Source organism: Pseudomonas palleroniana (assembly GCF_003031675.1).
GTDB classification, from domain to species: Bacteria; Pseudomonadota; Gammaproteobacteria; order Pseudomonadales; family Pseudomonadaceae; genus Aquipseudomonas; species Aquipseudomonas palleroniana.
Map to the genome: position 1 here is coordinate 147,165 of NZ_PYWX01000011.1, position 23,874 is coordinate 171,038.

The 23,874-nt window shown below is 58.8% G+C and carries 29 protein-coding genes and 4 tRNA genes; 19 read left to right on the forward strand and 14 right to left on the reverse strand.

Annotated features, from left to right (window positions below; genetic code table 11):
• The first annotated feature begins 11 nt into the window (after positions 1-11).
• The 4 genes from C9383_RS03570 (at position 12) to C9383_RS03585 (ending at position 1,272) form a co-directional block, all read left to right on the forward strand.
• Entirely contained in the window at positions 12-776 is a 765-nt protein-coding gene (locus C9383_RS03570) for an SDR family oxidoreductase (protein ID WP_090369813.1), read from the forward strand.
• A 107-nt stretch (positions 777-883) separates the two neighbouring features.
• A tRNA-Val gene (locus C9383_RS03575) sits at positions 884-959 on the forward strand.
• A gap of 55 nt (positions 960-1,014) precedes the next feature.
• Positions 1,015-1,091: transfer RNA gene (locus C9383_RS03580), tRNA-Asp, on the forward strand.
• Positions 1,092-1,195: 104 nt separating this feature from the next.
• Positions 1,196-1,272: transfer RNA gene (locus C9383_RS03585), tRNA-Asp, on the forward strand.
• 157 nt (positions 1,273-1,429) lie between these two features.
• Here the strand turns inward: C9383_RS03585 and C9383_RS03590 are convergent.
• Complete coding sequence (locus C9383_RS03590) at positions 1,430-2,713, reverse strand: NAD(P)/FAD-dependent oxidoreductase (protein WP_060755776.1); 1,284 nt, start codon at positions 2,711-2,713, stop codon at positions 1,430-1,432.
• Positions 2,714-2,897: 184 nt separating this feature from the next.
• Here C9383_RS03590 and C9383_RS03595 point away from each other — a divergent pair.
• The 4 genes from C9383_RS03595 to pcp all read left to right on the forward strand — a co-directional run bounded on the left by C9383_RS03595 (position 2,898) and on the right by pcp (position 6,055).
• Positions 2,898-2,974, forward strand: a tRNA-Val gene (locus C9383_RS03595).
• Between the two features lie 780 nt (positions 2,975-3,754).
• On the forward strand, positions 3,755-4,471 hold the full coding sequence (locus C9383_RS03600; RefSeq protein WP_090369815.1) for a DUF969 domain-containing protein: 717 nt from the start codon (positions 3,755-3,757) through the stop codon (positions 4,469-4,471).
• Entirely contained in the window at positions 4,468-5,418 is a 951-nt protein-coding gene (locus tag C9383_RS03605) for a DUF979 domain-containing protein (RefSeq protein ID WP_090369817.1), read from the forward strand. The genes C9383_RS03600 and C9383_RS03605 overlap by 4 nt, the downstream gene beginning before the upstream one ends.
• A 7-nt stretch (positions 5,419-5,425) precedes the next feature.
• Positions 5,426-6,055, forward strand: a complete 630-nt coding sequence (gene pcp / locus C9383_RS03610) for a pyroglutamyl-peptidase I (RefSeq protein ID WP_090369819.1) — start codon at positions 5,426-5,428, stop codon at positions 6,053-6,055.
• Between the two features lie 14 nt (positions 6,056-6,069).
• On the opposite strand, the gene C9383_RS03615 is transcribed toward pcp, so the two are convergent.
• From C9383_RS03615 to C9383_RS03625, 3 genes are read right to left on the reverse strand one after another with little or no spacing between them, the layout of a single operon-like run.
• Positions 6,070-7,470, reverse strand: coding sequence for a heavy metal sensor histidine kinase (locus C9383_RS03615; RefSeq protein ID WP_090369820.1), 1,401 nt, complete (start codon positions 7,468-7,470; stop codon positions 6,070-6,072).
• Complete coding sequence (locus C9383_RS03620) at positions 7,467-8,138, reverse strand: heavy metal response regulator transcription factor (RefSeq protein WP_090369822.1); 672 nt, start codon at positions 8,136-8,138, stop codon at positions 7,467-7,469. The genes C9383_RS03615 and C9383_RS03620 overlap by 4 nt, the downstream gene beginning before the upstream one ends.
• Before the next feature lie 42 nt (positions 8,139-8,180).
• Positions 8,181-8,441 carry a DUF2790 domain-containing protein gene (locus C9383_RS03625; RefSeq protein WP_090369824.1) on the reverse strand — a complete coding sequence of 87 codons (261 nt, stop codon included), beginning with the start codon at positions 8,439-8,441 and terminating at the stop codon, positions 8,181-8,183.
• A 281-nt stretch (positions 8,442-8,722) separates the two neighbouring features.
• Between C9383_RS03625 and C9383_RS03630 the strand changes: the two genes are divergently transcribed.
• Positions 8,723-9,400, forward strand: coding sequence for an HAD family hydrolase (locus C9383_RS03630; RefSeq protein ID WP_060755769.1), 678 nt, complete (start codon positions 8,723-8,725; stop codon positions 9,398-9,400).
• Between the two features lie 19 nt (positions 9,401-9,419).
• On the opposite strand, the gene C9383_RS03635 is transcribed toward C9383_RS03630, so the two are convergent.
• From C9383_RS03635 to csrA, 3 genes are all read right to left on the reverse strand, one after another.
• On the reverse strand, positions 9,420-9,710 hold the full coding sequence (locus tag C9383_RS03635; RefSeq protein ID WP_090369826.1) for a hypothetical protein: 291 nt from the start codon (positions 9,708-9,710) through the stop codon (positions 9,420-9,422).
• Positions 9,711-9,801: 91 nt separating this feature from the next.
• Complete coding sequence (locus C9383_RS03640; RefSeq protein WP_090369828.1) at positions 9,802-10,065, reverse strand: hypothetical protein; 264 nt, start codon at positions 10,063-10,065, stop codon at positions 9,802-9,804.
• Between the two features lie 213 nt (positions 10,066-10,278).
• Positions 10,279-10,473, reverse strand: coding sequence for a carbon storage regulator CsrA (gene csrA / locus C9383_RS03645; protein ID WP_060755766.1), 195 nt, complete (start codon positions 10,471-10,473; stop codon positions 10,279-10,281).
• A 262-nt stretch (positions 10,474-10,735) separates the two neighbouring features.
• Here csrA and C9383_RS03650 point away from each other — a divergent pair, with 262 nt between their 5' ends.
• Positions 10,736-11,101 (forward strand): SPOR domain-containing protein, encoded by a 366-nt coding sequence (locus C9383_RS03650; RefSeq protein ID WP_090369830.1) that lies wholly within the window; start codon positions 10,736-10,738, stop codon positions 11,099-11,101.
• Positions 11,102-11,132: 31 nt separating this feature from the next.
• Here C9383_RS03650 and C9383_RS03655 read toward each other — a convergent pair whose 3' ends face one another.
• The 4 genes from C9383_RS03655 to C9383_RS03670 form a co-directional block, all read right to left on the reverse strand.
• A complete protein-coding gene (locus C9383_RS03655; protein WP_090369832.1) occupies positions 11,133-11,822 on the reverse strand; it encodes an endonuclease in 690 nt (229 codons plus the stop codon).
• 4 nt (positions 11,823-11,826) lie between these two features.
• Positions 11,827-12,078, reverse strand: a complete 252-nt coding sequence (locus tag C9383_RS03660) for a DUF1654 domain-containing protein (RefSeq protein WP_174554035.1) — start codon at positions 12,076-12,078, stop codon at positions 11,827-11,829.
• A gap of 112 nt (positions 12,079-12,190) precedes the next feature.
• The gene (locus C9383_RS03665) at positions 12,191-12,853 is read right to left on the reverse strand and encodes a helix-turn-helix transcriptional regulator (RefSeq protein WP_090369836.1); all 663 of its coding nucleotides are present in this window, start codon (positions 12,851-12,853) and stop codon (positions 12,191-12,193) included.
• A 277-nt stretch (positions 12,854-13,130) separates the two neighbouring features.
• Positions 13,131-14,219 (reverse strand): asparaginase, encoded by a 1,089-nt coding sequence (locus C9383_RS03670; RefSeq protein ID WP_090369838.1) that lies wholly within the window; start codon positions 14,217-14,219, stop codon positions 13,131-13,133.
• A 558-nt stretch (positions 14,220-14,777) separates the two neighbouring features.
• On the opposite strand from C9383_RS03670, the gene C9383_RS03675 reads away from it, so the two are divergent.
• Genes C9383_RS03675 through C9383_RS03705 form a run of 7 tightly spaced genes read left to right on the forward strand, consistent with a single transcriptional unit; the run spans position 14,778 to position 21,745 of the window.
• Complete coding sequence (locus tag C9383_RS03675; protein ID WP_090369840.1) at positions 14,778-15,737, forward strand: sugar ABC transporter substrate-binding protein; 960 nt, start codon at positions 14,778-14,780, stop codon at positions 15,735-15,737.
• Positions 15,738-15,794: 57 nt separating this feature from the next.
• Complete coding sequence (locus C9383_RS03680; protein WP_090369842.1) at positions 15,795-17,348, forward strand: sugar ABC transporter ATP-binding protein; 1,554 nt, start codon at positions 15,795-15,797, stop codon at positions 17,346-17,348.
• Positions 17,345-18,322, forward strand: coding sequence for an ABC transporter permease (locus C9383_RS03685; protein WP_090369844.1), 978 nt, complete (start codon positions 17,345-17,347; stop codon positions 18,320-18,322). Before C9383_RS03680 ends, C9383_RS03685 begins: the two co-directional genes overlap by 4 nt.
• Positions 18,323-18,325: 3 nt before the next feature.
• On the forward strand, positions 18,326-19,348 hold the full coding sequence (locus C9383_RS03690) for a LacI family DNA-binding transcriptional regulator (RefSeq protein WP_090369846.1): 1,023 nt from the start codon (positions 18,326-18,328) through the stop codon (positions 19,346-19,348).
• 23 nt (positions 19,349-19,371) lie between these two features.
• Positions 19,372-20,289 carry a ribokinase gene (gene rbsK, locus C9383_RS03695; protein WP_060756907.1) on the forward strand — a complete coding sequence of 306 codons (918 nt, stop codon included), beginning with the start codon at positions 19,372-19,374 and terminating at the stop codon, positions 20,287-20,289.
• Positions 20,286-20,690, forward strand: coding sequence for a D-ribose pyranase (rbsD, locus tag C9383_RS03700; RefSeq protein ID WP_060756906.1), 405 nt, complete (start codon positions 20,286-20,288; stop codon positions 20,688-20,690). The genes rbsK and rbsD overlap by 4 nt, the downstream gene beginning before the upstream one ends.
• Positions 20,691-20,716: 26 nt before the next feature.
• A complete protein-coding gene (locus C9383_RS03705; protein WP_090369848.1) occupies positions 20,717-21,745 on the forward strand; it encodes a nucleoside hydrolase in 1,029 nt (342 codons plus the stop codon).
• A gap of 35 nt (positions 21,746-21,780) precedes the next feature.
• Here C9383_RS03705 and C9383_RS03710 read toward each other — a convergent pair whose 3' ends face one another.
• Positions 21,781-21,987 carry a hypothetical protein gene (locus tag C9383_RS03710; RefSeq protein ID WP_060756904.1) on the reverse strand — a complete coding sequence of 69 codons (207 nt, stop codon included), beginning with the start codon at positions 21,985-21,987 and terminating at the stop codon, positions 21,781-21,783.
• A gap of 156 nt (positions 21,988-22,143) precedes the next feature.
• Here C9383_RS03710 and C9383_RS03715 point away from each other — a divergent pair, with 156 nt between their 5' ends.
• Both C9383_RS03715 and C9383_RS03720 read left to right on the forward strand, forming a co-directional pair.
• Positions 22,144-22,449, forward strand: coding sequence for a hypothetical protein (locus tag C9383_RS03715; protein ID WP_060756903.1), 306 nt, complete (start codon positions 22,144-22,146; stop codon positions 22,447-22,449).
• A 144-nt stretch (positions 22,450-22,593) separates the two neighbouring features.
• Positions 22,594-22,914: an I78 family peptidase inhibitor gene (locus C9383_RS03720; protein WP_090369850.1), complete on the forward strand. Its 321-nt coding sequence runs from the start codon at positions 22,594-22,596 to the stop codon at positions 22,912-22,914.
• A 70-nt stretch (positions 22,915-22,984) separates the two neighbouring features.
• On the opposite strand, the gene C9383_RS03725 is transcribed toward C9383_RS03720, so the two are convergent.
• Both C9383_RS03725 and C9383_RS03730 read right to left on the reverse strand, forming a co-directional pair.
• Positions 22,985-23,197, reverse strand: a complete 213-nt coding sequence (locus tag C9383_RS03725) for a cold-shock protein (protein ID WP_003234260.1) — start codon at positions 23,195-23,197, stop codon at positions 22,985-22,987.
• A gap of 289 nt (positions 23,198-23,486) precedes the next feature.
• The gene (locus tag C9383_RS03730; RefSeq protein WP_081087091.1) at positions 23,487-23,801 is read right to left on the reverse strand and encodes a hypothetical protein; all 315 of its coding nucleotides are present in this window, start codon (positions 23,799-23,801) and stop codon (positions 23,487-23,489) included.
• Positions 23,802-23,874: the final 73 nt, after the last annotated feature.

Below are 23,874 nucleotides of genomic sequence, written 5' to 3' on the forward strand. Positions count from 1 at the left end.
TCGAGTGGTCCATGGAAGCCGCGGTCGCCAGTAATGGGCGTGTCGCGCTGGTCACCGGCGCGGCGCGGGGGATCGGCCTCGGGATCGCCGCCTGGCTGATCAGCGAGGGCTGGCAGGTGGTCTTGACCGATCTGGACCGCGAGCGTGGGTCCAAGGTGTCCAAGGTGCTGGGCGAAAATGCCTGGTTTATCAGCATGGACGTGGCTGACGAGAAACAGGTCGCCCAGGGTGTCGCCGAGGTGTTGGGGCAGTTTGGTCGCCTGGACGCGTTGGTGTGCAACGCGGCGGTCGCCGACCCGCGCAATAGCACGCTGGAAAGCCTGGAACTGGCGTATTGGAATCGTGTGCTGGCGGTAAACCTCAGTGGGCCGATGTTGTTGGCCAAGCATTGCGCGCCGTACCTGCGTGCCCATGGTGGCGCCATCGTCAACCTGGCATCGACCCGGGCGCGTCAATCCGAACCGGACACCGAGGCCTATGCGGCGAGCAAGGGTGGCCTGCTGGCGCTGACTCACGCTTTGGCGATGAGCCTGGGGCCGGAAGTGCGAGTCAATGCCGTCAGCCCAGGCTGGATCGATGCGCGTGATCCTGCCGCACGGCGTGCCGAGCCCCTGACCGATGCCGACCATGCTCAACATCCGGCGGGCCGGGCCGGTACGGTGGAGGATGTGGCGGCGATGGTCGCGTGGCTGCTGTCGCGCCAGGCGGGGTTCGTTACCGGGCAGGAGTTTGTGGTGGATGGCGGTATGAGCAAGAAGATGATTTATAGCGAGTAGGGCAGGTGGCCGGCTTGAAGTAATTTTGTCTTTTTCAGAAAAACTTCAAGCGGGCTATTGACTTAGGTCCGTTACCTGCGTAAATTTCGCGGCCTCAACGAAGCAAAGGGTGATTAGCTCAGCTGGGAGAGCATCTGCCTTACAAGCAGAGGGTCGGCGGTTCGATCCCGTCATCACCCACCACTTCTTGAGAGTTTTGCCTTGGGGCAAGACGCAACGTTAAAGGTTGCACCGACGCGCAGCGGTAGTTCAGTCGGTTAGAATACCGGCCTGTCACGCCGGGGGTCGCGGGTTCGAGTCCCGTCCGCTGCGCCATATTTTCCAGGTCCGATGTGTCGGGCTTGAGATCGAACAGCCAAGGCTGATTGATCAGATGTTCCAAGACAGTTGAGGTTTTGCCTTGGCTGGTCAAGCGATACGCAGCGGTAGTTCAGTCGGTTAGAATACCGGCCTGTCACGCCGGGGGTCGCGGGTTCGAGTCCCGTCCGCTGCGCCATATCTGCCTCAAGGCCCACTGAACGCCTTGAAGCACAAAGAAAGCCTCTGGCTACTTTGATCCGATAGCAAAGACCCTGGTCGAAAGACCGGGGTTTTTTGTTTCTGCGATTTGGAAAACTGCCCGAAGAGCCGGTGAGCCGGCTCTCACTGTGCTGTCAGAACCCCAGCTTATCCCGCAGCCCGTAGTACCAGGCCCCGAGTGCCGCAAACGGCGTGCGCAGTAGTTGTCCGCCCGGAAATGGGTAGTGCGGCAGGTCGGCAAACGCATCAAAACGCTCTGCCTGGCCTTTCAATGCCTCGGCCAATACCTTGCCTGCCAGGTGCGTGTACGTCACCCCATGGCCGCTGCAGCCCTGGGAATAGTAGATGTTGTCGCCCAGGCGCCCGACCTGCGGCAGTCGGGAGAGTGTCAGCAGGAAATTGCCGGTCCAGGCGTAGTCGATTTTCACATCCTTGAGCTGCGGAAAGGCCTTGAGCATCTTCGGTCGGATGATCGCTTCGATGTTCGCCGGATCGCGTGCTCCATACACCACGCCGCCGCCGAAGATCAGGCGCTTGTCGCGGGTGAGACGGTAATAGTCGAGCAGGTAGTTGCAGTCTTCTACGCAGTAGTCCTGCGGCAGCAGTGTCTTCGCCAGCTCATCGCCCAGTGGTGCCGTGGTGATGACTTGAGTGCCGCAGGGCATCGACTTGGCCGCCAGCTCCGGCACCAGGTTCCCCAGATAGGCGTTACCCGCGACAATGATGAATTTGGCCCTGACCTTGCCCTCGGCGGTATGCACTACCGGGTTGGCGCCGCGCTCGATGCGCACCGCCGCCGACTGTTCATAAATGACGCCCCCCAGGGACTCGACGGCCGCAGCTTCTCCCAATGCAAGGTTGAGTGGGTGGATATGCCCGCCACTCATGTCCAGCATGCCACCCACATAGTTGTCACAGGCCACCACGTCGCGAATGCGGCGTTCGTCCAGCAATTCCAGCTGAGTGTGGCCGAAGCGTTCCCACAGGCGCTTCTGCGACTCCAGATGAGCCATGTGCTTGCTGTTGAGTGCGGCGAACACGCCGCCGTCCTTCAAGTCGCACTGGATCTGATACTTGGCCACGCGCTCGCGAATGATCTTGCCGCCTTCGAATGCCATTTGTCCCAGCAACTGGGCTTGCCTGGGGCCGACACTGCGCTCGATCACATCGATGTCACGGCTATAGCTGTTGACGATTTGCCCGCCATTACGACCCGAGGCGCCGAACCCCACTTTGGCGGCCTCCAGCACCGTCACGCGAAAACCGTTTTCCAGCAGGAACAGCGCGCTGGAAAGACCGGTGTAGCCGGCGCCGATCACGCATACATCGGTTTCGACTTCGCCTTGCAACGTCGGACGAGGCGGGACCGCATTGGCGGACGCTGCGTAATACGACTGGGGGTAGGGGGTGTTCGCCATCCTGGAACCTCTGTTTTATATTTTTTACGAGTGCTCCGATCCTACCTGAGTTGAAAATTGCCTGCCAGCCACCGAAAAACCATGGGCATACCCGCCGCAAATAAAAAATTCGCATATTCATAGGGTTAGCTGCAAAAAAGATGTTGACACCCCTCCGGAATTCCGTAGAATGCCGCCTCACAGCAGGCACGTAGCTCAGTTGGTTAGAGCACCACCTTGACATGGTGGGGGTCGTTGGTTCGAGTCCAATCGCGCCTACCAAACAAAATCCGCTCTGCTGGGCGGTCTGGAAGGGCTCACCGAAAGGTGGGCCCTTTTTTTGTTGTCCGCGATTTGCACAGCGCTCGCAAACATCCACCTCAGGACGCTAGTTCGCGCCCGTCTCCAGGTACTCGATCAATGATTGGGGAATTCGACAGCGTCCTATATGAATCAGGCGCTATCGGGTACGCCCTTGGAATCAACAGGGTTGGTCTTGATACTGGGCACGACGGTCGGATTACGCGCATAACCTGAACCGCTATACGGATCCCTATGCCCCGTATGTGCGAGGTCGTCAGCAGAAAAGCTGCGCCACCCCAAGCAGGCAGATAATCTGGACGACCACCTGGCAGCGGATCTCGCCCAACGTCGCTGTTGCCTTACTCATTTGCCCGGCATACATATCGGCTAGCCTCTTGATCGGTACTGGCGCTGTGGATTTTGCCCAGATACAGCACTGCATTATTGAGTGTAGGCGCTGATCCAGAATTTTCACGACTGAATTCGACTCTCGGCCATGGAGGTGTCGCCGGGGCTGAACGACTGGACCACGCCAGGTAAACCGGCGCCGATCACCCACAAAAATTATTGGTTTGCAGCAACAATTTTTCTTGTTGGACACCCCCCGGCCCAAGCGGCAAAGATGCCGCCACTGTCGCTCGACCTTCCAGGTCAACAATAAAAAAACCTAGCCGACTGCACGCCACTTTCATGCTGTGAGCCCTTTGCTCACATCCTGCTGTAATGGCGCCGCAGCGCGCACTAAAGGACCTCTCCGCCATGCAAACAGTTGTGAACTTATGGCCGTTGATCGGCGTACTCGTCATCGTGGTCGGCTTTGTATTGCGCTTCAATCCGCTGTTGGTGGTCACCGCCGCGGCCATCGCCACCGGGCTCGCCGCCCAATTCCCGCTGGAAAAAATACTGACTTCCATGGGGGATGGCTTCCTTCAGACCCGCGCCCTGCAATTGATTCTGTTATTACCGCTGGCGGTGATCGGCTTGTTGGAGCGCCATGGCTTGCGCCTGCATGCGCAAAACTGGATCGCCCGCTTCGAACGTGCCACGGTCGGGCGTTTGCTGATCATGTATCTGTTTGTGCGTGAGTCCACGGCGGCCATGGGGCTGACCAGCCTGGGTGGCCATCCGCAAATGGTACGGCCACTCTTGGCGCCGATGGCCGAAGGCGCAGCGGAAAAACGCTTTGGCAAGTTACCGGACAAGCTGCGCCACAAGGTTCTGGCCATGTGCGCCGCCACCGACAACGTCGGGTTGTTTTTTGGTGAGGACATCTTTGTCGCCTTCGGTGCGATTGCGTTGATGCACACCTTTTTGCTGGGTTCGGGAATTGATGTGGAACCGTTGCACATTGCGGTGTGGGGCATCCCGACGGCGATCTGCGCCTTCATCATTCATGCGATCCGGCTCCATCGCTTCGATCGACGACTGACCCGCGAGATGAGCCCCGCTGGTGTCCCGGTGGAGGCCGCTCAATGATCATTTCCATTCAATACCTTTACTGGCTGGCGGGTGTCCTGTTGCTGATCACCGCGGGCATGATCCTGCTCGACCGTACCCACCCCAAGCGTTGGTCCAGCGCAGTGTTCTGGCTGTTGTTTGCCGTGCCGTTCCTGGCAGGGGAGCGCCTGCCCTCGGTGGTCATCGGCGTCGGAGTGGTGGTGATGGCGTTGATCGCGGGTCTGGGCGGCGTTGGCCGTGGCCAGCACGCCGAGCTGCACGACAAGGCTTCCCGCGCCAGTGCCGGGCGCCTGGGCCACAAGCTGTTTATCCCGGCGTTGGCCATACCGCTGACCACGGTGATCGGCTCGGTATTGCTCAAGCACACCGAAGTTGGCGGTGTACCGCTGCTGGACCCGAAGAATACAACCTTTGTCTCCCTGGGCATCGGCTGCCTGATTGCGCTTGGCCTGGCCTGCTGGCTGACCCGTGATACGCCGGTACAAGCCTTGCGTGAATCGCGCCGTCTGACCGAAGCCCTAGGCTGGGCCATGGTATTGCCGCAGATGCTGGCAATGCTCGGGTTGCTGTTCAACGAGGCCGGGGTAGGCACTGCGGTCGCCCACGTCACTACCACCTATATCAACCTGGATTACAAGTGGGTGGCGGTGATGGTTTATGTGCTGGGCATGGCCTTGTTTACCGTGATCATGGGCAATGGGTTTGCCGCGTTCCCTGTCATGACCGGCGGTGTCGGCGTGCCGGTACTGGTGGGAATTTACGGCGGCAACCCGGCGGTGATGGCCGCCATCGGTATGTTTTCCGGCTACTGCGGAACGCTGATGACGCCGATGGCGGCCAACTTCAATATCGTTCCGGCGGCTTTACTGGAGTTGCCCGATAAAAATGCGGTGATCAAGGCGCAGATACCGACTGCATTGATGATGCTTCTGGTCAATATCGTGCTGCTCTACCTGTTGATGTGAGGCCACTATGCAAATTGTGCTGCTGACGGGCTTCGAGCCTTTTGATAACGACCGGGTGAACCCCTCGTGGGAGGCCGTGCGCCAGTTGGATGGCGTGCTGTTGAGCGAGAATGTGCAGATAGTTGCGCGTTGCTTGCCCTGCGCATTCGCCACCGCTGCCGAGAGCCTGCTCCGGTGGATCCACGAATTGCACCCGGTCATGGTCATCGCCACGGGCTTGGGCCCTGGGCGTAGCGATATTTCCATCGAGCGTATTGCGATCAACGTTAACGATGCGCGCATTCCCGACAATCTTGGGGCGCAGCCGATTGATACGCCAGTGCTGGACGGCGGCCCGGCTGCGTACTTCTCGACATTGCCGATCAAGAGCATGGTCAGGGCGGTGCGCGAGGCGGGTATTGCGGCCTCGGTTTCGCAGACAGCGGGGACGTTTGTGTGCAACCAGGTGTTTTATCGGTTGCAGCATGCACTGGCGGGGTCTGCGGTGCGCAGTGGGTTTATTCATGTACCGGGCCTGCCTGAATCGGGCGAGCCGTCGATGGCGTTATCGACGGTAGTGGAGGGGCTGCGTGTTGCGGTTTCGGCAGCCTGGCAAACCCACGTCGACATCGTGCTGGGCGGTGGTCAGGTAAGCTGACGACGGGCTTTCCCTCAGACCTCACGGCCAGGGAAAAACAACTCAAAGCACGTCACGCCATCTTCACTGCTCACGCGGTATCGCCCGTTATGCAAGTGCATGATGGTTGCCACGATCGACAGCCCCAGTCCGTTGGACTGGGACGACCGTTCGCGGGATTCATCCACCCGGTAAAACCGTTCGAACAAGCGAGGCAGATGCTCGGCGGGAATGGTCTGGCCGTGGTTGCTCACCTTCAGATGGATGCCCGCGTCATCAGGGATCGCCTGGATGCTCAGTTCCGAGCCCGGCGCGCCGTACTTGATGGCGTTGGCGCACAGGTTCGCCAAGGCACGCCGCAGCAGCATCGGTTCAGCCCAGATCACCCCTTCGCCCGCAGCAACAATGGGCATGTGCACATCACCGGCCAGCCCTTCGAAGTAATCTGCGATGCGTTCCACTTCATCCGCCGCGCTCAACTCCTGACGTTGGCGCAGCGCGATGGCGGGGTCGGTGCGAGCCAGAAACAGCATGTTGTCGAGCATCCGTGCCAGGCGCTCAAGCTCTTCGACATTGGAGGCCAGCAGTTGTTGATAGCTTTCAATACTGCGGCCTTGTTGCAGGGCCACCTGGGTTTCTCCCAGCAAATTGTTGATCGGTGTGCGCAGTTCATGCGCCATATCGGTAGACACCTGGCCCAACTGCACAAAGCCTTTGGCCAGTCTTTCGAGCATGGTGTTGAAGGCATCGATCATGGGCAACAGTTCTTTCGGCGTGCCGTGGCTATCGAGCCGTTCGGCCAGGTTGCCCACGCCGATGCCTTGAGTGTGCCTGGCCAGGCGACGTAACGGCAGCAGGCCACGGTGTACGAGCAGGTAACCCACCACCGCGAGGATGATCGCGGCGATGCTTGCCAGGATAAACACGTTCAAGCGATAGCTGGCGAGCATGCTGGTGCGTTCGGTCATCAGGCGCCCGGTGGTGACCTGCAGGCTGCCAAGGTCTCCCGAGTCGATCGACGCAGCGACGGTGGCGAAGGGCACGCCATTTACACCGGGCAGATGGTGCACGTCGGCGAAGCCCAGCTCGCGGTCTTTGGGCGCCGGGGGCACGGACGGTATTTCAATGTTTCCCGGGTTGACCAGCAGCAAGGGCTTCTGGCCAGGTGCTGCGATGCTCAGCACCGACTCGCTGTTGCCCAGCATGTTCTGGAACAGCTCCGGCTTGGTCTTGATCAGGTCCAGGGTGTTGCTGTCGTTGAGTAGTTTGCGCAGTTGGTCGGCGCGATAGATCAGCGAAGCGTCGTCACGCTTGATCAGTTCACGTTCCAGCTCGCGGTAAAGCGCTACGCCTAACGTGGCGAGCAGGGCGAAGGCGAGCAAGGCGAAGATCAGCGCCAGGCGCAGGGTCAGTGAATAATGGCGACGGTTGCTCATGGCTGGGTATCGAAGCGGTAGCCGATGCCCCGCACGCTGTGAATCAGTTTGAGCTGGAACGGATCATCGATTTTCAAGCGCAGGCGCCGTACGGCAACGTCCACCACGTTGGTGTCACTGTCGAAGTTCATGTCCCACACCCGCGAGGCAATCATCGAGCGTGATAACACCTGGTCTTGATGAGTCGCGAACAGGTGCAGCAGGGCAAACTCTTTATTGGTCAGCGTGATGCGCGTACCGGCACGGGTGACACGGCGTTTCAGGACGTCAATTTGCAGGTCGGCGATTTGCAGCTGTTCTTCTTCGCGACTGGGGCCACGGCGGGTCAGGGTGCGCAGGCGCGCCACCAGCTCGGCGAACGAGAAGGGCTTGATCAGATAGTCATCGGCGCCCAGCTCCAGGCCCTTGATGCGGTCGGCAATGTCATCGCGGGCGGTGAGAAACAGCACCGGCGTATCGGCTTCCTTGCGCAGGCGGCGCAGCACTTCCCAACCGTCCATTTTCGGCATCATCACATCCAGCACGATCACATCGAATGGCGCTTCCAGCGCTTGATGCAGTCCATCGACACCGTCACGGGCGAGGCTCACCGAGTAACCCAACTCCCGCAGTCCGTTGAGCAGGTAGTTGCCGGCCTTGGGTTCGTCTTCGACTACGAGGATATTCATGGCAGGTGCCTTGGTTCGATGTGTGGCGCAAGTGTAGCCCGATCAATTCTCACTGGCACAACCGATGCCTTGCACCTGGTAGTCGAGTACGTGTTCGCGGCCCTGATGGTCCAGGTAGTTGAGACGAGCGGGGACAATGCCGCACTGCCCGTAGGTGTCGGTGCTCGATAACACTTTGTCGATGTCCAGGTGAACGAAGAAGCCGGTTTTGTCGTGGATCACGTTTGTTGCAGGGGCAGTGTCGGCGGCGAATGCCGAACCGGTGGCGAGCAAGGTGGCAAAGCCGAGGGTCAACAGTTTCATGATGGTGTCTCTTTCCAAGGGATGGCTGCCAGGTTCCGGCAGTGAGTTCACGGTAACCAGGCACCCCGAACAGCCAACCAACAGAATCATGACAAGTTTGTAATGAAGTGCCTGAGGCTCGAAGGTTTCGAGGATCAGAGAGGTGATTTTTGGGGCGCGTAACGTTTCAGGCCGGGGGGGATGGGCGGCCTGCCGCTTTATTTCGAGGTTGCGATGCAATCGCGTGATCCGTAGATTGCATCGGGGTCAGCCAATGTTCGCCAATAGAAGGAAAACCAGCAGTGTCCGCTCCAGGCCCCTCCTTACTGACCCAACGCTACCGTGCCTTTCTGTTCGATATGGATGGGACCCTGCTCAATTCCATTGCCGCTGCCGAACGTGTGTGGAGCCGCTGGGCGACGCGGCATGGCTTGGAGGTCGAGGCGTTCCTCGCCACGATCCATGGTGCCAGGGCCATCGATACCATCACCCGCCAGGCGTTGCCGGGCATTGATCCGGAGGTCGAAGCGCAGTGGATCACCGAGGCTGAAATCGACGATGTGCAGGGTGTTGTGGCAATTCCCGGTGCAGTCGAGTTTCTGAACAGTCTGCCAAGCGATCGATGGGCGCTGGTGACCTCGGCACCCAAGGCGTTGGCATTGCGTCGGTTGGAGGCGGCGGGCATTGCTGCGCCCGTAGTATTGGTGACGGCCGAAGATGTCGCGCGCGGCAAACCTGACCCCGCCTGTTATGTGCTCGGCGCGCAGCGCTTGGGCGTGCCGGTACAGGATTGTCTGGTGTTCGAGGATGCTGCCGTAGGGATCCGAGCTGGGGAGGCTGCGGGAGCGGATGTGATGGTGGTCACCTCAACGCACCTCACGCCCCTGGCGACAGCGCATGCTTGCATAGCAGGGTATGAGGGATTAGAAGCCCGGTGTGATGCTGACGGCTGGTTGTCTTTGAGGCCGTTGGCAAGGTGATCTGAATACACCGAGTCGGTCATCGGCCTCGGTGGTCTTCACACAGGTCGGTTGACGCTTGTAACCGGCTGCTTCTCATTCCCTGGCGGGAGAGCACCATTTCCCTGAGTATCTCGTTGGCGAGCCGGGCAATGGCTTCAGTGCCGCGATAGTGCGCGCGCACGATTCCGGTAATCGCAAAGTGGTCGGTTTCCGGGCCGCTGAGAATGGCTGAAAGGGTGCCGTCAGCATGCAGCGTGCAGGTCACCGTGTAGCTGGGCAGGCGTGCCGCCAGCGCTTGTTCGATTTGAGATTTGCTGAGGGTGTCCATCGGCTTTTAGCACCTTTCACTGTCCGCGCCAGCCCAAGCATAGGTGCTACTGTGGGTCTGTAAATACCGGCAATCTGCTAGCGTGGCAACGTCAGCGTGTGGTTTTTCGATACTCACGATGGGCCGCGCGTTGGCACAACTTGCGCAAAACAGTCTTTTGGATCGGCCTGATGCAAAACACCAGCAAGTAGCCACAGAGCAGTAACGCCAGTTCCAGCGAAGAGTGAGTGCCGGGATCGCTGACGCGGTCAATTTCGAACCTCAGGCCATATCCGGCAGCCAGAAAAACCAGCCCTATCAACAGAGTGATCATCCAGGATCTGGAAATAAGCGGCGGCGTTGCTCGATGCCTCATCGACGTGCTCCTGAATGCACACAGACAGATGGCAGGGTGATTGTCAGAAGGTTCGGCTACGAATAACGCCGCAAGTTCCAGGCTTTATGACAGTTTTATCTCACCGCGAGGGAAATGCAGGAGGCGCGCTGAACGCGTAAGCATACGCGAGCAGGCTGAATGGGTTTTCGCCAGCCGTCACTGTGAACGAAAAGGCTGGCTACTCGGGGCGCTTCAAGGCGTCTGGTTTTTGTCCGGCGCGGTGAGGCCGGCCTGGATGCGCTGATAAATCTCCTCACGATGCACGGCGACGTCCTTGGGAGCGTTGATGCCGATTCGAACTTGCTGGCCGCTGACGCCCAGGATGGTGATCGTAATGTTATCACCGATGTTTATGCTTTCACCGACTTTGCGGGTGAGTATAAGCATGGACTTCTCCTTGATTACTTTTAAGGACACATGTTCCAGACAGGGTAGGTGTCAGATGTGTGTAGCTTACTGCTAAGCGCTTCCCTGTGACTGCCTCTTTTAGGACGCATAGAGGCGACATTAATTCCCATGGCGGCATCATACAGGTCTGCGGTACATCATTCGCATTGTTTAAGCCAACGTTTATGACGGCCAGAATAGACAGTGAATGGTAAAGTTGCCTCTTTATCCTCAAAGGAGCAGGGCAGTGCGTAAAGTAGCGATGGCAATTGCGGTGTTGGCATTGACCGGTTGCGGTGAAGGCAAACCTGTCGATGCCCCCAAGGCCAAGCCTGCCGTGACCGAAAGCCAGCCACAAACCGGCGCGATTGCCGCTCAGGAATGGGATGTGTGGGTAGGCCCGCCGGATCACAAACTGCAGGCGATCACCGACCTGACCGCGTGGTTGCTGGAACACGGCTTCAGTTTTTATATTGTGAAAGTGGACGGTAAGGACGAGGTGTTTCTGGGGCCGTTCGCCAGCAAAGCTGAGGCCGAAGCCAAGCAGGCACTGCTGACTGAAAAGCTGGCCCGCGCCAAGAAGAACGACACCGAGTCGCAAGTCATCGAGCACAAGGCCGCGCCATAGTAGGCGGGCTGGGCGGGAATACCGCCCACGTTCAACTGCAGGCTTTCAAGTTCACCGGGCCGACAAATTCATTGCCGCGGCCCATCACGCAGGCAACTGTCTGGTTACGCTGGCGCTCCCAGGTCTGTACCGGATAGGTCTTGTTCCAGGCTTCGTACAGCTGGCGATCCTGTTTTGACAGGCGTAACCCGTATTGTTTGCTCATATAAAAATACGTGCGTGCGATCATTCCGCGAATCGACGGTCGTGGCATGACCTTCTTGGCCTTGAAGTCCACTTGGGTCAGGCATGAGCCGTATTGCCCGCTTTGCACTGGCAGCCAGCCGAAGCTGAAGTTGTTACGGTCGCCATTCACTTCGCCGATACTCGGCACCAGGTTGTGCAGGTCCGCCTCGGCCCGCTTGAACACATCATCGTGGCGCGTGCAGTTTTTTCTCCCGCCATTTTGCCAGCATTGGCGCTGATGCCCAATTTGCCAGGCCGGTACAATATGTTCCCACTCAATACGCGCGGCGCGGTTGGCATTTTTGCGTGGGATGTAACCACAGGCTTTCAGGTCCACCCGGTTACCGGTGTATTTGCAGCCGCAATAAAATTCGGTGGATTGCGGAGCGTAGAGCTTCCAGGCGATTTTCTTGGCTTCGCTGAAGGTTCTAGGGGCTTGGGCGTTGGCGGTGAGGGCAAAAAACAGGCAGCACACAGCGATAAAACGGACACTCATTCAATCAATCTTCCTTCGGCACAACCCAGAAAATCTGCACGCCACCGTCATCCCGATAGGCGAGGGTGACGTTATCGTTTTCGGCGATCTCTTCCAGCAGGCGCTCCCACTCATCCACAGGCTCATCCGGCAGACGGAAGATCAACGCTGCCTTAGCTTTTTGGGCGTTGGTTGAATTGATGATTTTTTGCACGCGCAGCGCCAGGTGTTCGTAGGCGTCTGGCGGTGTGGGCGCTGCGGAAGAGGACTTTGCCACAGAGAATTCCTTGGTAGGCTGTACGCACATACAGTATTTAACTGTGGGCGTTTTCGCAACTACTTAAAATTCAAGAGGTTCTGGAAGGCGGGGTATTCAAGGTTCCAGTGGTCTATCGGTCGGCCAATTTACGGATGCGGTACACGCAGCGGCGACCGCCACGCAGTAAATGCTCTTCGCGCGTCACCTGGCCCCAGCCCTGCATCAGCATTTGAAATTGCGACAGTTCTGATGCGCAGAATCCTTGGCATTTGGTTGCGGCGGCGCAAATCGGGCAATGGTCCTCGATCAATAAAAAATCATCACCATCGCTCTCAACCCGTGCCATATAGCCTTCCGCATCTCGCGCATTGGCCAGTCGCTTGACGCGTTCGGCCAAGGAACTCGCCGATGCCAGTTGCGCTTGATACTCGGCTAATTGTTGCGAGCCGCGTAGTTCGATGACTTGATCTATGCCCCCCTGGCCAAACAACAGCGTCACCGATTCGATGATTTGCACGGTGAGTTGGGCGTGCGTATCGGGAAATCGCGCATGACCGGAATCAGTCAACTGCCATAGCTGTTTGGGGCGACCAACGCCTGAGCGTGAGACCACGCTATCGACCAAGCCTTGTTCGACCAACTTGACCATTTGTTGGCGCACCGCTTCGGATGTCACCCCCAGCACCTTTGACAAATCCACCGTACTGCATGTGCCGTGGGTTTTAAGGTGTCTCAAGAGATGTTCGGATGAGCGCGAAGTCGAGTTATCCAGGCTTTTGTTTGCGTACGTCATTGTGGGCTCAATAATATTGAAACTGTTAGCTTGCTTATTAAGGCATCTCCCGCGACAGGCTTCAAGCCCGCGCTCTTGGTAGCTGTGGGAAAGACATATGGATGCTCAAAGAACACTTAGACACTGAGAAAACAACGGGCAACTGACGTTATGACAGCGTCATTCCGATGCTGTCGGTGGCGCTGGTTTCTCGGGGTAGGGCGGGGGGATTTTTATCGCGGGGCCTACGAGTGGGTAGAGGCAGACGTATCTGTCTCTACCGCGCTGTCACCAGGAATCAGTATTCCCAGAACATCCGTTGCAGTTCCTTGCTGTCCTGGGTCTTGGTCAGGGCAACCATTGCCAGGATGCGGGCTTTCTGTGGGTTCAGGTCAAGGGCGGCGACCCAGTCGTATTTGTCGTCCGGCTGTTCGGCGTTACGCAGCACCATGCCGCCGGCGTTGACGTGGGAGGAGCGAATGATCTGCACGCCTTGCTTGCGCAGTTCCACCAGCGCTGGAACGACCTTGGACGATACCGAACCATTACCCGTACCGGCGTGGATGATGGCTTTGGCGCCAGCCTGGGCCAATGCTTTGTAGGCGGTATCGCTTACGTTGCCGTAGCCGTAGGCAATTTCAACGTCAGGCAGGCTCTTGATGGTCTTGATGTCGAACTCCGAATCCATGGTGTGGCGCTTGGCTGGCAGGCGGAACCAGTAGGATTTGCCTTCCACTACCATGCCCAGCGGGCCCCATGGGCTCTTGAACGCTTCGGTCTTGATGTTGATCATTTTGCTGACGTCGCGACCCGATTGGATCTCGTCGTTCATGGTCACCAGCACGCCCTTGCCACGCGCATCCTTGCTGCCGGCCACGGCCACGGCGTTGTACAGGTTAAGCATGCCGTCCGCGGACATCGCGGTGCCTGGGCGCATGGAACCGACCACCACGATTGGCTTGTCGGTTTTTTCCACCAGGTTCAGGAAGTAGGCGGTTTCTTCGAGGGTGTCGGTACCGTGGGTGATCACGATGCCGTCAACGTCCTTGCTGTCGGCCAGTTCGGCCACGCGGCGGCCCAGTTGCAGCAGGTTTTCGTTGTTGATGCTTTCGGAGGCGATCTGCATCACTTGTTCGCCACGCACGTTGGCGATCTGGGAGAGCTCGGGAACGCCGGCGATCAATTGTTCGATGCCGACTTTGGCTGCCTGATAGGTGGCGCTGTTCGCGGCACTGGCGCCAGCGCCGGCGATGGTACCGCCGGTGGCGAGGATCACCACGTTGGACAGTTTGGTCTTGGTTTCAACTTCTTTTGCGTGGGCGGCAACAGGGAACAGCAGCAGAAGGGCGAGGGCGCCCGGAACAAAGTTCTTCAATGCAGATTTCATTATTTTTCTCTCTGGTTTTTGATGAGTGCGGTGGCAGTTTCATCCAGAACACCCGGGCGACTCTGAACGCCTCGGGTGCTGAGAAAGAGCAGGATTTGTACCAGGCCGATTGTGCGCAGGGATATAAATTAACGTATTGATTTAAAACAACTTAATTTGAATTTTTGACGTTGCGAAAAGGGCGTTTGTCCGGCTTTCCGAACAGTGCGCGGGTATTTCGTTCGGTTGTCCGAAAAAGATGACGGAATATTCCTGGCTCCCGCATGGCCTCGGTGTCACAGCCTGTCGTTTCGTCGCAGGACCTGGTGAGGCGATGTTCAAACACATCTCAGGGTGCGCAACTGCGGCGCCGAGGACCTTGGATGAAAGACGGATTACCCCGTTGACAAACCTCGACAAGGTTCTCATAGTTTGAATAACGCAAACGTTTGCGAGATGTTTCACGAAGCGCCTCTGGTGTGTCGTGACCGCTCGTTTCAGCCCCCCGGGTGGGGCGGCTGCCGAAGAGGGTTTCGGTGCAAGCGTTGCTCACAATAATCATAAGATCGGAGTGAACCCATGAAGCTGCCATTTGCTGGACGCCTTCTTGCTGTCGCTGTGCTTGCCACCGCATCCGCTGCCCTGCCTCTCTCCTCTGCATTTGCCGATGATGCCGCCGCCAAACCCAAGGTCGGCCTGGTCATGAAGTCCCTCGCCAATGAATTTTTCGTCACGATGCAAGACGGTGCCAAGGACTACCAGAAAGCCCACGCCGCCGACTTCGACATGATCACCAACGGCATCAAGAACGAAACCGATACCAGCGCGCAGATCGATATCGTCAACCAGATGATCCTGGCCAAGGTTAACGCCATCGTGATTGCTCCTGCTGACTCCAAGGCGCTGGTTACCGTGCTGAAGAAGGCTTCGGACGCGGGCATCAAGGTCGTCAATATTGATAACCGCCTGGACCCTGACGTCCTGAAAAGCAAAAACCTCGACATTCCGTTCGTAGGCCCGGACAACCGCAAAGGCGCCAAGCTGGTAGGCGATTACCTGGCCAAGCACCTGGCCTCGGGTGACAAAGTCGCGATCATCGAAGGCGTACCCACCACCACCAATGCCCAGCAGCGCACCGCGGGCTTCAAGGATGCGATGGACGCTGCCGGTATGAAGATCGTTTCCACCCAGTCCGGCAACTGGGAAATCGACCAGGGCCAGAAAGTGGCGTCCGCCATGTTGAGCGAACACCCAGACCTCAAGGCACTGCTGGCCGGCAATGACAACATGGCGCTGGGCGCTGTGTCTGCCGTGCGTGCCGCAGGCAAGACTGGCAAAGTGCAGGTGGTCGGCTATGACAACATCGAAGCCATCAAGCCGATGCTGCAAGACGGTCGTGTACTAGCGACCGCCGACCAGGCTGCTGCCCAGCAAGCCGTATTCGGTATCCAGAACGCGCTCAAGCTGGTCAAGGGTGAGAAAGTCGATGCCAAAGACGGCGTGATCGAAACCCCTGTCGAACTCGTCCTCAAGAAGTAATCCTGGCAGTACCCAACAGCGTCCGCTCGTCCTGAGCGGGCGCCTGGAGATTTTCCTATGTCATCTTCCGCCCCGAACGCTGTCCTCTCGGTCAGCGGTATCGGCAAAACCTATGCCCAACCGGTTCTGGCCGACATCACCCTGACGCTCAATCGCGGGGAAGTGCTGGCGCTGACCGGTGAGAACGGTGCAGGTAAAAGCACGCTGTCGAAGATTATCGGCGGCTTGGTCACGCCGACCACCGGGCACATGCAGTTCAACGGTCAGGATTACCGCCCGGCCAGCCGTACCCAGGCCGAAGAGCTGGGCGTGCGCATGGTCATGCAGGAACTCAACTTGCTGCCGACGCTGACCGTGGCCGAAAACCTGTTCCTGGATAACCTGCCCAGCCGGTGCGGCTGGATCAGCCGCAAGCAACTGCGCACGGCCGCAATCGAAGCCATGGCCCAGGTTGGCCTGGACGCCATCGACCCGGATACACTCGTCGGCAGCCTGGGTATCGGGCATCAACAAATGGTCGAGATTGCGCGCAACCTGATCGGCGATTGCCATGTGCTGATCCTCGACGAGCCCACGGCCATGCTCACCGCGCGTGAAGTCGAGATGCTGTTCGAGCAAATCACCCGCTTGCAGGCTCGCGGCGTGGCGATCATCTACATTTCGCACCGGCTCGAGGAACTGGCCCGTGTTGCCCAGCGCATTGCGGTACTGCGTGATGGCAAGCTGGTCTGCGTCGAGCCGATGGCCAACTACAACAGCGAGCAACTGGTCACCCTGATGGTGGGCCGTGAGTTGGGTGAGCAGATTGACCTGGGCCCGCGGACCATTGGTGGTCCCGCCTTGACCGTGAAAGGGCTGACCCGTTCGGACAAGGTTCGCGATGTGTCCTTTGAAGTGCGCGCCGGCGAAATCTATGGCATCTCCGGCTTGATCGGCGCCGGCCGCACTGAGCTGTTGCGCCTGATCTTTGGTGCCGACCTGGCCGACAGCGGCACCATTGCCCTGGGCTCGCCTGCCCAGGTAGTGAGCATTCGTTCGCCAGTGGACGCGGTGGAGCATGGGATTGCCTTGATCACCGAGGACCGCAAAGGTGAAGGTTTGCTGCTGACCCAATCCATCAGCGCCAACATCGCGCTGGGCAACATGCCCAAGATTTCCGGTGGTGGCGTGGTGAACAACCGTGACGAAACCGCCTTGGCCAAGCGTCAGGTAGATGCCATGCGCATCCGCAGCTCCAGCCCGGCGCAATTGGTCAGCGAGCTGTCGGGTGGCAACCAGCAGAAAGTCGTGATTGGTCGCTGGCTGGAGCGCGATTGTGCGGTGATGCTGTTCGACGAACCGACCCGTGGCATCGACGTTGGTGCCAAGTTTGACATCTATGCCTTGCTGGGCGAGCTGACTCGCCAGGGCAAGGCGCTGGTGGTGGTGTCCAGCGATCTGCGAGAGCTGATGCTGATCTGTGATCGGATCGGCGTGCTCTCCGCCGGACGCCTGATCGAAACCTTCGAGCGCGACAGCTGGACCCAGGACGAGCTGCTTGCCGCCGCCTTTGCCGGCTATCAAAAACGTGATGCGCTGCTCAACGATGCAGTGCTTAGGGATACCCCATGAAAACAACAACTTCCCCCGGCAAAACCGGCGGTAACTTCTACGGCCTGGGTACCTACCTGGGCCTGGCCGGTGCCTTGCTGGCGATGATTGCGCTGTTCTCGGTGCTCAGCGACCACTTCCTGTCCTATGACACCTTCAGCACCCTGGCCAACCAGATTCCGGACCTGATGGTGCTGGCGGTGGGCATGACCTTCATCCTGATCATCGGCGGTATCGACCTGTCGGTGGGCTCGGTGCTGGCGTTGGCCGCATCGGCGGTCAGCGTGGCGATTCTCGGCTGGGGCTGGAGCGTGTTGCCGGCCGCCATACTCGGCATGGGTTGCGCGGCGCTGGCCGGCACTATCACCGGCTCGATCACCGTGGCCTGGCGGATTCCGTCGTTCATCGTCTCGCTCGGTGTGCTGGAAATGGCGCGGGGCGTGGCCTATCAGATGACCGGCTCGCGCACCGCTTACATCGGTGACTCGTTTGCCTGGTTATCCAACCCGATTGCCTTTGGTATTTCTCCGTCGTTCATCATTGCATTGCTGGTGATCATCGCGGCGCAACTGGTGTTGACCCGAACGGTATTCGGTCGCTACCTCATTGGTATCGGCACAAACGAGGAGGCTGTGCGTCTGGCGGGGATCAATCCCAAGCCCTACAAAATCCTGGTATTCAGCCTGATGGGGTTGTTGGCCGGTGTTGCGGCGTTGTTCCAGATCTCGCGCCTTGAAGCGGCAGACCCGAACGCCGGTTCCGGCCTGGAGCTGCAAGTGATCGCCGCTGTGGTGATCGGCGGTACCAGCCTTATGGGTGGGCGCGGTTCGGTCATCAGTACCTTTTTCGGGGTGTTGATTATTTCGGTGCTGGCGGCTGGCCTTGCGCAGATCGGTGCTACGGAACCCACTAAACGCATCATTACCGGTGCTGTCATTGTGATTGCCGTGGTCCTCGATACCTATCGCAGCCAGCGCGCCAGTCGGCGGGGCTGAACCATGGCAACGATCAAGGATGTGGCGGCGCTTGCGGGTATTTCCTATACCACGGTGTCCCATGTGGTGAACAAGACGCGCCCGGTCAGCGAGCCGGTACGCGTCAAAGTCGAGGCGGCGATCAAGCAGTTGGACTACGTGCCCAGCGCCGTTGCGCGCTCGCTCAAGGCCAAGACCACGGCCACCATTGGCTTGCTGGTGCCCAATAGCCTCAACCCGTACTTTGCGGAGCTGGCGCGGGGCATCGAGGATTACTGCGAGCGCAATGGCTATTGCGTGATTCTCTGCAACTCCGACGACGACGCTGAAAAACAGCGCAGTTATTTGCGCGTGTTGCTGGAAAAACGCGTCGACGGCTTGATCGTGACGTCCGTGGGCGGCGATGACAGTGGTCTTGCCGCCGGCTTGAGTGCGGTGCGCACGCCCATGGTGATTGTCGACCGGGCGTTGGATGGCATTGATGTCGATCTGGTACGCATCGATCACGAAGAGGGCGCTTATCTCGCCACCCGCCACCTGCTGGAACTGGGGCATCGGGACATCGCCTGTATCGGTGGTCCGGTGCATACCCGGGTAGCACAGATGCGTCTGGCGGGTTACCAGCGCGCGTTGCGCGAGGCGGGCGTCGAAGTGTCGGCCAGCCGTATCCTGGTAAGTGACTTCACCAGCACCGGAGGTTATGCCGCAGCCGTGCAGTTGTTGTCGGGAAACCCGCCCAGTGCGATTTTCGCCAGCAACGATATGATTGGTTTTGGCGTGCTGCGCGCCGCCGCGGAGCGCAATCTGCGTGTGCCGGGCGAACTGTCGGTGATCGGTTTCGATGACATTCAGATGGGGCGCTATGTCTACCCCGCGCTGACGACGGTCGGGCAGTCGATCCTGCAATTGGGTGAGACGGCGGCCGAATTATTACTGCAACGAATAGCAACCCCCCAACTGCCGATCGATCAACGCATCGTGACGCCCAGCATTGTTTTGCGTGAGTCGACCGCGCCATTGGCCGATGTGTTCGCCCAATACCGCTGAACCGAATTGATGAGTACTGATGTATGCCAGCAAAAGTAGTGGTAATAGGCAGCTTGAACATGGACCTGGTGACTCGCGCCAGTCGTTTGCCACGTGCCGGTGAAACCCTGATCGGCCAGACGTTTTCCACCGTTCCCGGCGGCAAGGGCGCGAACCAGGCCGTCGCAGCGGCTCGTCTGGGGGCGGATGTCGCGATGGTCGGTTGTGTCGGCACTGACGCCTACGGCAGCCAATTGCGTGATGCGCTGCTGGTGGAGGGGGTCGATTGCCAGGCGGTCAGTGCCGTGGAAGGCTCCAGCGGTGTGGCGTTGATCGTGGTGGATGACAGCAGCCAGAACGCCATTGTGATTGTGGCGGGCAGCAACGACCAGTTGACGCCAGCGTCTCTGAAAAGCTGCGACGCGGTGTTACAGGCGGCAGATGTGATCATCTGTCAGCTTGAGGTGCCGATGGATACCGTTGGGCAGGCGCTCAAGCGGGGGCGTGAGCTGGGCAAGACAGTCATTCTCAACCCCGCCCCGGCAAGCGCACCGTTGCCTGCCGAGTGGTATCACTCGATCGATTACCTGATCCCCAATGAAAGTGAGGCCACCGCCCTCAGCGGTGTGACGGTCGACTCGCTCGACAGCGCCAAGGTCGCCGCGACCGCGCTGATCAAGGCGGGAGCGGGCAAGGTCATCATCACCCTTGGCGCCCAGGGAGCACTGTTTGCCGACGGTAAAGGCTTCGAACACTGGGTGGCACCGAAGGTCAAGGCGGTCGATACCACGGCCGCCGGCGATACCTTTGTCGGTGGCTTTGCCGCCGCGCTGGCCGCAGGCAAGAGCGAGGCCGAGGCGATCCGTTTCGGCCAGGTGGCGGCGGCGTTGTCAGTGACCCGTGCCGGTGCTCAGCCATCCATTCCTACACTGCAAGACGTACAAGGTTTTGTGCCCTCATGAAAAAGACACCTTTGCTGAATATCGCCCTGTCGCGGGTCATCGCATCGCTGGGCCATGGTGACATCCTGGTTATCGGTGATGCGGGTCTGCCGGTGCCTCCCGGCGTGGAGCTGATCGACCTGGCGCTGACCCAGGGTATTCCGGATTTCATCAGCACCTTGCGCATCGTGCTGAGCGAAATGCAGGTTGAAAGCCACGTGCTGGCGGAGGAAATCCTGCTTAAACAACCGCCTGCACTGGGCGAGCTTGATGCGCTCGCAGAGCAGGCGGCGCTGGGTGAGAGGCGCCTGCTCAGCCATGATCAATTCAAGCAACTGAGCCGCAATGCCCGTGCGGTCGTGCGCACGGGCGAGTGCCAACCTTATTGCAATATCGCGCTGGTGTCCGGCGTAACCTTCTAGCGTACCCCTATGACAAGGAGTGTTTTATGCAACGTGGTCTACCTACCCTGAAAAATCTGTTCCGGAGTGTTCTGCTTTTGTCCGCGCTCACTGCTGCAAGCGCCCAAGCGGCGGAAAAAATCGACCTGATCATCGACACCGACCCAGGGGCCGATGATGTGGTGGCGTTGCTGTTTGCCATGGCCTCGCCGGAGGAGTTGAAGATTCGTGCGCTGACCACCGTCGCCGGCAATGTGCGCCTGGACAAGACCTCTCGCAATGCGCGCCTGGCACGCGAGTGGGCAGGGCGCGAGGATATTCCGGTGTACGCAGGTGCGCCAAAACCGCTGCTGCGCACACCGATCTACGCAGAGAATATTCATGGCAAGGAAGGGATTTCCGGCGTCACCGTGCACGAGCCCAAGAAGGGCCTGGCCGAAGGTAACGCCGTTGACTACCTGATCAAGACCCTGAGCACCGCCGCGCCGCACAGCATCACCATCGCCATGCTTGGCCCACAGACCAACCTGGCGCTGGCGTTGACCCAGGCGCCGGAAATCACCCAGGGCATCAAGGAAGTCGTTGTGATGGGCGGCGCGCATTTCAATGGCGGTAATATTACGCCCGTGGCCGAGTTCAACCTGTTCGCCGATCCGGTCGCGGCTGAGATTGTGCTCAAAAGTGGTGTGAAGCTGACTTACCTGCCGCTTGACGTGACTCATAAGGTCCTCACCAGCGACGCCCGTCTTAAAAAGATTGCCGACCTGAATAACAACGCGAGCAAGGTGGTCAGCGCCATTCTGAATGAGTATGTCAAAGGCGATATGGAGCACTACGGGATTCCGGGTGGTCCGGTCCATGACGCTACCGTGGTGGCGTACCTGCTCAAGCCTTCGCTGTTCAGCGGTCGCGAGGCCAATATGGTCGTAGACAGCCGTGAGGGCCCCACCTTCGGCCAGACCATCGTCGACTGGTACGACGGCCTCAAGCAGCCGAAGAATGTGTTCTGGGTCGAGAACGGCGACGCCCAGGGCTTTTTCGATCTGCTGACCGAGCGCCTGGCGCGTCTGAAGTAGGGTGCTTGACCCGGTCGACGTTCGTCGGCCGGTCCTTAATCGCGCGTCTGCGCGCCCATGTAGTCGGCCGGGTATTTCTCGAATACCTGGCCGATGAACGCTTGTGCCGCCTGTGTGCCCAGTTCCTTGACCAGCAGGTCGATACCAATGATCGCCAGTTCTTCAGCGCTTCCAGGGCTGTAGGAGCTTTGGCCTTGGGGCCATTTGGCTTTGATATCGGCTTGGAGCGTTACGGTGGTCATGGAAATCTCACGGGCTGAAAATACGGGGCAATGCGCTGAAAAGCGGTTCCAGCGGGCGCAGTTAAGCATTTTGCGGGGCATTTGGCACTGCTACTTAGGCATGAGGGAGGGGGCTGTGCGACACTGGGGCCCTGTTTAACGGCCGGGAAACTGCGCGTGCAAATCGATTTGAACAAGCCCGATAACCTTACGCTGGAGGCAGTGCGCCAACTGCTTGGCAGCGCCAGTGACGATGAACATACCCAGTTGCGGGTCAGCAAGGCGGGCATCGCCTACATCTCGTCAGGGGTGGTCGGGGGGGCTGAGGTTGATGGCCTGCTGTTTCGCCTGGAGACCTGGGCCAAAGGGTCCGGCTATGTCGGCATTGTGGCGGCCAGCGATGAAGTCTGGGTCATGCAGATTTTCAACGCGCTCAAACAGAACTGGCCAAAACCAGCGTCTGACTACATCGACATCTACTGAGTACGTTCATATCTAGTCACGATTGACCGAGCGCCTGCCGGCCGTGAGTCAGGCAGACTTGCGCGCAGGCGGTTAACGTCTTGAAACCAATCGCCTTGACTGCTGTCGCACGATCTCTGTTCATTTTTTATCATAGGAGGCTTCATGCCTTGGAAGCTCGCATCATTCGGTACTTTGTTGGCAGCACTCGCGTTGGCGGGTTGCAGCACCCCGGGTGCCTCTGAGCCAGGCAAAGATGCCACCGTGACCGATGCCGGTCATAGCCGCTGTGAGTCGAAGGCCGCCGAGTTCGCGATCGGCCAGAAAGCCTCGCCGCAACTGCTGGAACAGGCGCGTACGCGTGCCGGCGCGCAGAACGCACGTATCCTCAAGCCCAACGATATGATCACGCTGGAGTATCGCTCCGACCGCTTGAACCTGAACACCGACGACAACCTGGTGATCACGCGGGTCAATTGCGGCTGATAGCGCCTCTTTTGTAGCGCCCATAAAAAACCCCGTCACATGGACGGGGTTTTTTTAGCTCAGCGGGGAATTACTCGCCGCGAACTTGTGCAGCTTGCATACCCTTTTGGCCTTTCTCAGCCACGAAGGAAACGGTTTGGCCTTCTTTCAGGCTTTTGAAACCGTCGCTTTCGATAGCTTTGAAGTGTACGAACAGGTCGTCACCGCCACCTTGAGGAGTGATGAAGCCGAAGCCTTTTTCATCGTTGAACCATTTAACGGTGCCGGTTTGGCGATTAGACATGGTGTATCTCCAAGAAACATATATTTTCAGTAGTACTGTGCTGCTCAGGCCAACTGGGCACACCGAGCTATCATAGTCGAAATGTTCGACTTGGGAGCCCCCCCAAGGCACTGTTTGATCATCAATAGCGCTGCATTGCGGGTTGGAATCGGCTGAAAGCCCCGATCTACGGGGCTTTAGCTCGAAATATCAACTGATAAAAAAAGCCGTAAAAGCTGCGTATTTTGTGAGAAATGGCAGTTTTTGGGCTGTTTTGTCCAGCGCAAAACAGTGGTGCCAATGGAAAATCTTACTTTTTCTTCACGACTTTGCAGGACGAAATAGCCGCGACGGCTTTGTTTTTAAGCTCCGGGCTGGCGTTCTGGTTGGTCATGAGTTCCTTGATTTCGGCGGTGCTCAATTCTGCGTTGATCTTGTCAGCGCCGCATTCGCAGTGAGTCTTTGCGGTTTTGGCATCCACGTTCTGGCTGGCTGCCGCGCTGCAGTCATTAATAAAGCTGTCCCGTGCGCCCGCTGGCCAGTTCGAGGGGGCTGCTGCCTGCGCACCGAGCGAAAGGAGGGTCAGGGAGGCGGCGAGGGCGAGGCTGGAGGTAAAACGCATCATGAAATGCTCCTGGGGTTTGAGGACGAACGGCAATTCTCAGTGGGTTTGAGGGGTAGCGTACAGCTCAAGTTCA

Bases quoted from the DNA above. Each gene is read 5' to 3' on its own strand.
- C9383_RS03710 (WP_060756904.1), bottom strand. From the start codon at position 21,987: ATGACCACCGTAACGCTCCAAGCCGATATCAAAGCCAAATGGCCCCAA.
- C9383_RS03600 (WP_090369815.1), top strand. From the start codon at position 3,755: ATGCAAACAGTTGTGAACTTATGGCCGTTGATCGGCGTACTCGTCATC.
- C9383_RS03680 (WP_090369842.1), top strand. From the start codon at position 15,795: ATGTCATCTTCCGCCCCGAACGCTGTCCTCTCGGTCAGCGGTATCGGC.
- C9383_RS03675 (WP_090369840.1), top strand. From the start codon at position 14,778: ATGAAGCTGCCATTTGCTGGACGCCTTCTTGCTGTCGCTGTGCTTGCC.
- C9383_RS03730 (WP_081087091.1), bottom strand. From the start codon at position 23,801: ATGATGCGTTTTACCTCCAGCCTCGCCCTCGCCGCCTCCCTGACCCTC.
- C9383_RS03635 (WP_090369826.1), bottom strand. From the start codon at position 9,710: ATGGACACCCTCAGCAAATCTCAAATCGAACAAGCGCTGGCGGCACGC.
- pcp (WP_090369819.1), top strand. From the start codon at position 5,426: ATGCAAATTGTGCTGCTGACGGGCTTCGAGCCTTTTGATAACGACCGG.
- C9383_RS03570 (WP_090369813.1), top strand. From the start codon at position 12: ATGGAAGCCGCGGTCGCCAGTAATGGGCGTGTCGCGCTGGTCACCGGC.
- rbsD (WP_060756906.1), top strand. From the start codon at position 20,286: ATGAAAAAGACACCTTTGCTGAATATCGCCCTGTCGCGGGTCATCGCA.
- C9383_RS03670 (WP_090369838.1), bottom strand. From the start codon at position 14,219: ATGAAATCTGCATTGAAGAACTTTGTTCCGGGCGCCCTCGCCCTTCTG.
- C9383_RS03650 (WP_090369830.1), top strand. From the start codon at position 10,736: ATGGCAATTGCGGTGTTGGCATTGACCGGTTGCGGTGAAGGCAAACCT.
- C9383_RS03655 (WP_090369832.1), bottom strand. From the start codon at position 11,822: ATGAGTGTCCGTTTTATCGCTGTGTGCTGCCTGTTTTTTGCCCTCACC.
- C9383_RS03605 (WP_090369817.1), top strand. From the start codon at position 4,468: ATGATCATTTCCATTCAATACCTTTACTGGCTGGCGGGTGTCCTGTTG.
- C9383_RS03690 (WP_090369846.1), top strand. From the start codon at position 18,326: ATGGCAACGATCAAGGATGTGGCGGCGCTTGCGGGTATTTCCTATACC.
- csrA (WP_060755766.1), bottom strand. From the start codon at position 10,473: ATGCTTATACTCACCCGCAAAGTCGGTGAAAGCATAAACATCGGTGAT.
- C9383_RS03720 (WP_090369850.1), top strand. From the start codon at position 22,594: ATGCCTTGGAAGCTCGCATCATTCGGTACTTTGTTGGCAGCACTCGCG.
- C9383_RS03620 (WP_090369822.1), bottom strand. From the start codon at position 8,138: ATGAATATCCTCGTAGTCGAAGACGAACCCAAGGCCGGCAACTACCTG.
- rbsK (WP_060756907.1), top strand. From the start codon at position 19,372: ATGCCAGCAAAAGTAGTGGTAATAGGCAGCTTGAACATGGACCTGGTG.
- C9383_RS03685 (WP_090369844.1), top strand. From the start codon at position 17,345: ATGAAAACAACAACTTCCCCCGGCAAAACCGGCGGTAACTTCTACGGC.
- C9383_RS03725 (WP_003234260.1), bottom strand. From the start codon at position 23,197: ATGTCTAATCGCCAAACCGGCACCGTTAAATGGTTCAACGATGAAAAA.
- C9383_RS03640 (WP_090369828.1), bottom strand. From the start codon at position 10,065: ATGAGGCATCGAGCAACGCCGCCGCTTATTTCCAGATCCTGGATGATC.
- C9383_RS03615 (WP_090369820.1), bottom strand. From the start codon at position 7,470: ATGAGCAACCGTCGCCATTATTCACTGACCCTGCGCCTGGCGCTGATC.
- C9383_RS03590 (WP_060755776.1), bottom strand. From the start codon at position 2,713: ATGGCGAACACCCCCTACCCCCAGTCGTATTACGCAGCGTCCGCCAAT.
- C9383_RS03625 (WP_090369824.1), bottom strand. From the start codon at position 8,441: ATGAAACTGTTGACCCTCGGCTTTGCCACCTTGCTCGCCACCGGTTCG.
- C9383_RS03665 (WP_090369836.1), bottom strand. From the start codon at position 12,853: ATGACGTACGCAAACAAAAGCCTGGATAACTCGACTTCGCGCTCATCC.
- C9383_RS03705 (WP_090369848.1), top strand. From the start codon at position 20,717: ATGCAACGTGGTCTACCTACCCTGAAAAATCTGTTCCGGAGTGTTCTG.